We start from the raw sequence: 6,337 nt of genomic DNA, 5'->3' as shown, positions 1-6,337 counted from the left end.
CGGCACGCCAAAAAGGGGGGAAGGAGGAGAACGGAGGCAACATCGAGCGGGGCTCCCCCCCCCCCCCCCCCCCCCCCCCCCCCGCGCCGTTTCCTCGTCGTGCGGGCCGCGCGAGCCCGCCGCCGCGGTGTCAGGCCCGGGCGAAGAGCACGCAGGACACGGCGGGCAGCGCCAGCGAACCGGCCTGCTTGGGGATGCCGGTGCCCGGGTCGACGTCGAACCAGGTGACGTCGCCGGAGCGCTCGTTGGCCGCGTACAGCCGGGTGCCCGACGGGTCGAGGGTCAGGTGGCGCGGCCAGTCGCCGCCGCAGCTCACGGTGTCGAGCAGTTCCAGCCGCTCCCCCGTCTCGTCCAGGGCGAGCACCGCGATGCTGTTGTGGCCGCGGTTGGCGGCCCAGGCGAAGCGGCCGTCGGGCGAGACGACCAGCTCCGAGGGGTAGTTCTCGCCCTCGGTGCCGTCGGGGAGCACGCGGACCTCGGCGAGCGGGCGCAGGCTGCCGATGGAGGGGTCCCAGCGGCAGACGGTGACGACGGAGTCGAGTTCGTTCATCACATAGGCGTGGTGGCCGGCCGGGTGGAAGGTGAGGTGGCGCGGGCCGATCCCGGAGCGCAGTCCCAGCTCGCGCTCGATCTCCAGCTCGCCGCTGTCGGTGTCCAGTTCGCAGACCCGCACCGAGTCGGTGCCGAGGTCGACGCTGACCGCCCAGCGTCCGCTGGGGTCGGTCAGCACGGCGTGCGCGTGCGGCCCGGTCTGGCGCTCGGGGTGGGGGCCGTCGCCCTCGTGCTCCAGCAGTGAGCGCAGTCCGCCGAGCGCGCCGTCCTCGCCGATGGACAGGACGCTGACGCTGCCGGGCTCCGCGTAGTTGGCCGTGAGCAGGTGGCCGCGGTGGACGGCGAGGTGGGTGGGCCAGCCGCCGTGCACCTGCACGGGCGCGCCGAGCAGCCGGGGCGCGGCCGGGTCCGCGAGCGAGAACGCGGCGGCGGTGCCCTCCGGCTCGGTCTCGCCGACCGTGTAGAGCGTCCGCCCGTCGTCGGACAGGGCGAGGAAGGACGGATTCTGCACCTCGGCGGTGTCGCCGAGCGCGGTGAGCGCTCCCGTGTCCGGGTCGACGGCGGCCGTGGTGAGCCCTCGCCCGCCCGCCGAAGTGAACGACCCGATGTAAACGTGCCCGGCCACTGCCGTACCTCTTCCGCCTGATGTCTGTACGGCGGCTGAGATTAGTACCTGACGGCGGCCGCGTCGCCCCCGGGTCCCACTGGTCAGGCGGCGAGCGGCGCCCGGGGGTCGGCGTGCAGGGGGGCGGCGAGGTCGGTGAGCGCCGTTTCCAGGACCCGCAGGTGGCCGAGCGCGCGTTCGGCGTGCGGATGTCCCACGCCGTCCCGGGGCGTTTCCGGCCGGGGTTCCGGTGCCTCGACGCCGCGTACGACCAGGCGGCGCACGGCGTCCTCGACCCGTCGGCAGGCGGCCGACAGCCGCTCGTCGTGGCCCGCTTCGGGGTGGGCGACGACCTCGGCGAGGCCGCGCACCTGGTGGGCGCAGGCGTCAAGGAGGCGCAGTACGTGACCGGCCCGCGCTCTGCGGGCCCGCAGGGGGCTCAGCGGGTGCACCAGCGGCGCCAGGCAGGCGCGTACCCGGCCGAGTACCAGGTCCAGTTCGGCGGCGCGTCCTGCCAGGTCGGCGCCGGGTTCACCGGCGAGGTGCCGGGCGGCCTGCGCGGTGAAGTCGCGTACGGATTCCAGGGCGCGCTGGATCCAGGCGTCGGTGGCGGCGTGCGTGGTGACCGGCAGCACCAGCAGCACGGCGAGGGCAGCCCAGAGCGCGCCCGCCCCGGTCTCCTCGAGGCGCAGCAGGAGCAGCGCCGGGTGCAGGACGCCGAGCAGCCCGTAGAGGGAGCCGGCCATGACGGTGACGAAGAAGGTCATCCAGGAGTAGGAGACGGCCGCGCTGTAGAAGATGCCGAAGACGCACACCGCGACGAGGACGGCGGACGGTACGGGGGCGCCGTGCAGGGGAAGGGCGAGGGCGAATCCGGCCACGATGCCGAGCGCGGTGCCGAGCACGCGGCGGAAGCCGCGCACCAGGGTCTCGCCGCGCGACGCCGTGTTGACGAAGATCCACCAGGAGGTGGCGACCGCCCAGTACCAGCGGTCCTCCGACAGTGCCTGGCCGAACGCGAGGGCTCCGGCCGCGGCGGTCGCGGCCTGGACGGCCTGCCGGGTGGTCGGCCTGCGCAGACCGGGCGGTTGGACAAGAGAGATGGCCGGTACGGGAGCGGCGCCGCGTTCGTAGCACCACAGGCCGAAGCGGACGGTGGCGGCGACGGCGAGGCTGAGGCCGATCGCCGCGTACAACTCGGGGAGTTCGGCCGGTACGGCGTGCAGGAACTGCGCGATGAAGAACATCATGAAGCCGAAGACGCCGAGCGCGTGGCCGCGGGCGCCCCAGCGGCGGACGTAGACCCCGGCGAGGACGACGGCGACGAAGGCGGCGTCGCGGGCGAGCGGGTACGGGTGCAGCCAGGCCGCGGCGGTGAGCACCGGCAGTCCGGTCAGGGGCATCAGGGCGGTGGTGACCGCCTGCTGGCCGACGCGGGGGTCGGCGACGACGAAGAAGGCGAGCAGCGCGGCGAGACCGCCGCCGCACATCGCGGGCAGCGGAAATCCGGCCAGGCCCGCCGCGGTGACGGCGAGCGCGATGCCGAGGACGGCGCGGGAGGCGTGGCGCAGCCGCGCGCGGCCCGGATCCGGTGCGACGAACAACTTCTTCACGTGTGCGGTTCCACCCCTGTCCGGTACGGGTGCCCGGCGGCGGTCGGCGCCGGACATGGCAAAGGCGTTGCGGAGGACCGCAACGCCATCGTCACCACCAGGAAAGCACCCGAGCGGGCAGTGGCTCAAACTGGTCGCTCGGCGCTGTGCCATTGGTACGGTGAGGGTGCCCTGTCATCGACCATGAGGAGACCAGTGGCCCATGGCCGTCGACGCACTGGACACCCGCATCCTGCGGCTGCTGCTGGAGCAGCCGCGCACCAGCGTCCGCGAGTACGCCCGCATACTCGGCGTGGCCCGCGGCACCCTCCAGGCCCGGCTCGACCGGTTGGAGCGGGACGGGGTGATCACCACGGCGGGACCACGCGTGTCGCCTGCCGCGCTGGGCCACCCGGTGCTGGCCTTCGTGCGGATCGAGGTGACGCAGGGGCGCCTGGACGACGTGGGCGAAGCGCTCGCGGCCGTGCCGGAGATCATCGAGGCGCTCTCGATCACCGGCGGCGGGGATCTGCTCACCCGGGTCGCGGCCCGCGACAACGCCCATCTGGAGGACATCATCCAGCGGTTGATCCAACTGCCGGGCGTGGTCCGCACCCGTACGGAGATCGCCCTGCGCGAGCGGGTCCCGTACCGCGTGCTGCCGCTGGTGGAAGCCGTGGGCCGCAGCGCGGCGACCCGACGCCAGGGCGGACCGGGCGGCAGGGCGGCCGGGGTCCCGGGGCCCGGCGCCGGATCGGGCGACGGATCAGGCGGTGGCGCTCAGCGGGCGACCCGGTAGCCCTTCACCGCCGGGCGACACCCCCAGCGACCGCGCCCGATACGCGGGCGGCGGGCGGCAGGCGGCAGGCGGCAGGCGGCAGGCGGCAGGCGGCAGGCGGCAGGCGGCAGGCGGCAGGCGGCAGATCGTAGGCGTACGCGAGCCGCCGTGGCCGCGGCTGGCTGGATCACGACATCCCGGGCACCCCGCGAAAGACGGCCCACGCGTCCGCGCGGCGCGCGGCGGCCGTGATGCCCGAGGCCAACGCCCGGTACCCCGCACCGTCCGGCTCGTGCCGCCCGCCCCAAGGGCCTCTCGTGTCTCCCGCCCTCTGGCGGACGCGCGTAGAAGCGCGCATCATGGCCGTGTTCCACCATCACTGCCGACCCATCCGACGCACACCTTGTCATGGGCATGCAATTCTCCCGGCGTCCCCACATGCCCCGGAATCCCCACAGGACCCGCGCCACCCTCAGCACTCACAGCACCCGAACCCCCCAATATCCCCCCACACATCGAGCGCACCATGCACCTCGCGCATCCGTGCGATTCACGCCACACCGCCCCACCGCCTCGCGGTCCCGCCCGTCGCCCCACCTCCCCCGCGAGCGCGCGCATCCCGGACGCCGAACACCCAGCACCGCCGCCGTCCCCACCGGCGGCCCCGTGTCACGTGTCACGCATGGCGCGGCACGCACCTTGTGTTGTCATGCGCAGGTCATAACACCTGCGCGCGAGCGAAGGGAATCGACATGGCTTGCGGATCGACCAGTCTCTGGGCAGGTGAGACCACCTGGTTCTGCTGCGGCAGCGCCTGGGGCCCCTGCGGCAGCACCGGCACCGGTGCCTGCGGCACCTGCCAGTCCAACGCCCACCAGGCGGCGTGGCCGAACGCCTCCCAGGCGTGCTTCGACATCACCCGGCCCGACCTGTGCGGTGAGACGATCGCGCGCCGCGGCTGCGGCTCGGTGATGAACGTCAAGCACCAGTGCTCCGGCGCGACGGTCTGCGTCACGGTCTCCGACTGCGGACCGCGCACCAAGAGCTTCTGCGGCGAGTCCGCGTGCTGCAACGGCGTCTGCCGCACCAACCGGGTCATCGACCTGACCCCGGCCGCGTTCTCCGCGATCGGCAATCTCAGCTCCGGCAAGCTCCCCGTCTACATCTACGAGTGAGGAGGACCGACATGAGCCACGACCAGAATCCCGCGGGCCGCGGCCGGATGGACCGCCGGCGCTTCCTCACCACCGCCGCGCTCGGCGGTGCGACCATCGTCGGCGCCACCGCGCTCGGCGGCATCGACGCGGACGCCGCCTTCGCCGCGCCGATGCCGTCGCTCGACCCGGCGATCTCCAAGTCGGCGTTCGCCGAGGGCCGGATCACCGCGATCAACGGCACCGTGCTGGAGGTCGCCGGTTCCTACGGCGACCAGCACCTCATCCAGCTCACCAACGCCACCAGCGTCTGGAAGCTGCGCCCCACCACCGCGGCGGAGATCAAGGTCGGCGACGGCCTGTACGCGCGCGGTGTCGACATGCCCGACGGCACCATCGCGGCCGACGCGGTGTGGGTCAACATCGTGAATCTCTTCTGCGAGATCCAGGGCATCGCCAAGGACCGGCTGCACCTCACGCACGGCAACAACCACGCCGTCGTGGGCCGGATCGTCACCGAGACGACCACCGCCTCGTACCTGGGCGGCGCGCTCACCTCGGACCTGTCGCGGGTGCGGATCGGGCAGTCGGCGCAGATCCTCGGCGCCTGGCGTCCCGAGGACGACACCGTCGACATCGCCCGCGTGACCGTCGGCCACTAGGAGGGAGCGCGATGATCTCCGTCATCCCGAGTCTGGCGCCGCTGCTGTGCGGGGTCCTGCTCGCCGTGACCGGCGCGCCGAAGCTCTTCGGCCGCCGTACGGCCCAACTGGCCGCGAACACCGTCCTGGTGCGGGTCCTGGGCAACGGCCACCGCGCCACCCGGGCACTGCGCGCGGTGGGCGCGGTCGAGCTGCTGATCGCGGCGGCGCTGCTCGCCGTTCCCGAGGCCGTGGCGCCCGCCGTGGCAACGGCGGTGCTGGGCGCGGGCTTCACCGCGTATCTGGGGTACGCGCGGGCGACGGCGCCCGAGTCGTCCTGCGGGTGCAGCGCCCGTGACGAGGGGCCGGTCGGCTGGCGGTCCTTCACCCGTGCCGGTCTGGTCGTCGTGGGCGGTCTGGCCGCCGTGGCCGCCGACCGTACGTGGTGGTCGCGGATCGGCGGGGATCCGGTGCCGTCGGCCGTCGTCCTGGTGGTGGCCGCGGCGGTGCTGCTCGGTCTGTCCACCGACCTCGACCAGCGGTGGCTGCGGCCGTTGCGCAAGCTGCGGCTGCGGGTCCTCGGGCATCCGCTGAGCGGTTCCGGCGAACGGGTGCCGGTCGCGGCGTCCGTGGAGCTGCTGGAGAACTCCCTGGCCTGGCAGGCGACGGCTCCCGTCGTCCGCTCCGCCCTGCTCGACCACTGGGACGACGAGGGCTGGCGCATCCTGCGGTTCGCGGGCGTCCACGAGGACTCGCGCGGGGCGCGGCCGGTGAACGTGCTGTTCGCGCTCGACCTGGCGGCGACCATCGACACGGCGCCCGTGCCCGCGGTGCGGGTGTCCGTCATCGACGACGTCACGGAGGAGCCGGTCGACGTGGACCCGCTCATCTCGGCGGCCGAGCGCCTTCAGCTCCTCCCGCTGGTCAACTGACCCGAGAACGACGGGGCGGGGGGGGGGGGGGGGGGGGGGGGGGGGGGGGGGGGGGGGGGGGGGGGGGGGGGGGGGGGGAGGAGG

At 74.0% G+C, this 6,337-nt stretch carries 6 protein-coding genes; 4 read left to right on the top strand and 2 right to left on the bottom strand.

What is annotated here, in order from left to right; all coding sequences use genetic code 11:
- Positions 1-130: 130 nt before the first annotated feature.
- Positions 131-1,177: a lactonase family protein gene (locus ACZ4EF_RS22100; RefSeq protein ID WP_467506172.1), complete on the bottom strand. Its 1,047-nt coding sequence runs from the start codon at positions 1,175-1,177 to the stop codon at positions 131-133.
- Between the two features lie 83 nt (positions 1,178-1,260).
- Positions 1,261-2,826, bottom strand: a complete 1,566-nt coding sequence (locus ACZ4EF_RS22095) for an FUSC family protein (protein WP_467506170.1) — start codon at positions 2,824-2,826, stop codon at positions 1,261-1,263.
- Positions 2,827-2,971: 145 nt separating this feature from the next.
- On the opposite strand from ACZ4EF_RS22095, the gene ACZ4EF_RS22090 reads away from it, so the two are divergent.
- The 4 genes from ACZ4EF_RS22090 (at position 2,972) to ACZ4EF_RS22075 (ending at position 6,253) form a co-directional block, all read left to right on the top strand.
- Entirely contained in the window at positions 2,972-3,547 is a 576-nt protein-coding gene (locus ACZ4EF_RS22090; RefSeq protein WP_391164102.1) for an Lrp/AsnC family transcriptional regulator, read from the top strand.
- Positions 3,548-4,278: 731 nt separating this feature from the next.
- Positions 4,279-4,701 (top strand): RlpA-like double-psi beta-barrel domain-containing protein, encoded by a 423-nt coding sequence (locus ACZ4EF_RS22085; protein ID WP_188284393.1) that lies wholly within the window; start codon positions 4,279-4,281, stop codon positions 4,699-4,701.
- Positions 4,702-4,712: 11 nt separating this feature from the next.
- Positions 4,713-5,342 (top strand): cell wall protein, encoded by a 630-nt coding sequence (locus ACZ4EF_RS22080; protein WP_355343736.1) that lies wholly within the window; start codon positions 4,713-4,715, stop codon positions 5,340-5,342.
- Positions 5,343-5,353: 11 nt separating this feature from the next.
- A complete protein-coding gene (locus tag ACZ4EF_RS22075) occupies positions 5,354-6,253 on the top strand; it encodes a MauE/DoxX family redox-associated membrane protein (protein WP_467506167.1) in 900 nt (299 codons plus the stop codon).
- Positions 6,254-6,337 lie beyond the last annotated feature (84 nt).

Source organism: Streptomyces sp. NPDC025721 (assembly GCF_055558595.1).
Note: the sequence above shows the minus strand (reverse complement) of the source record. Positions and strands in the feature narration are given on the sequence as shown.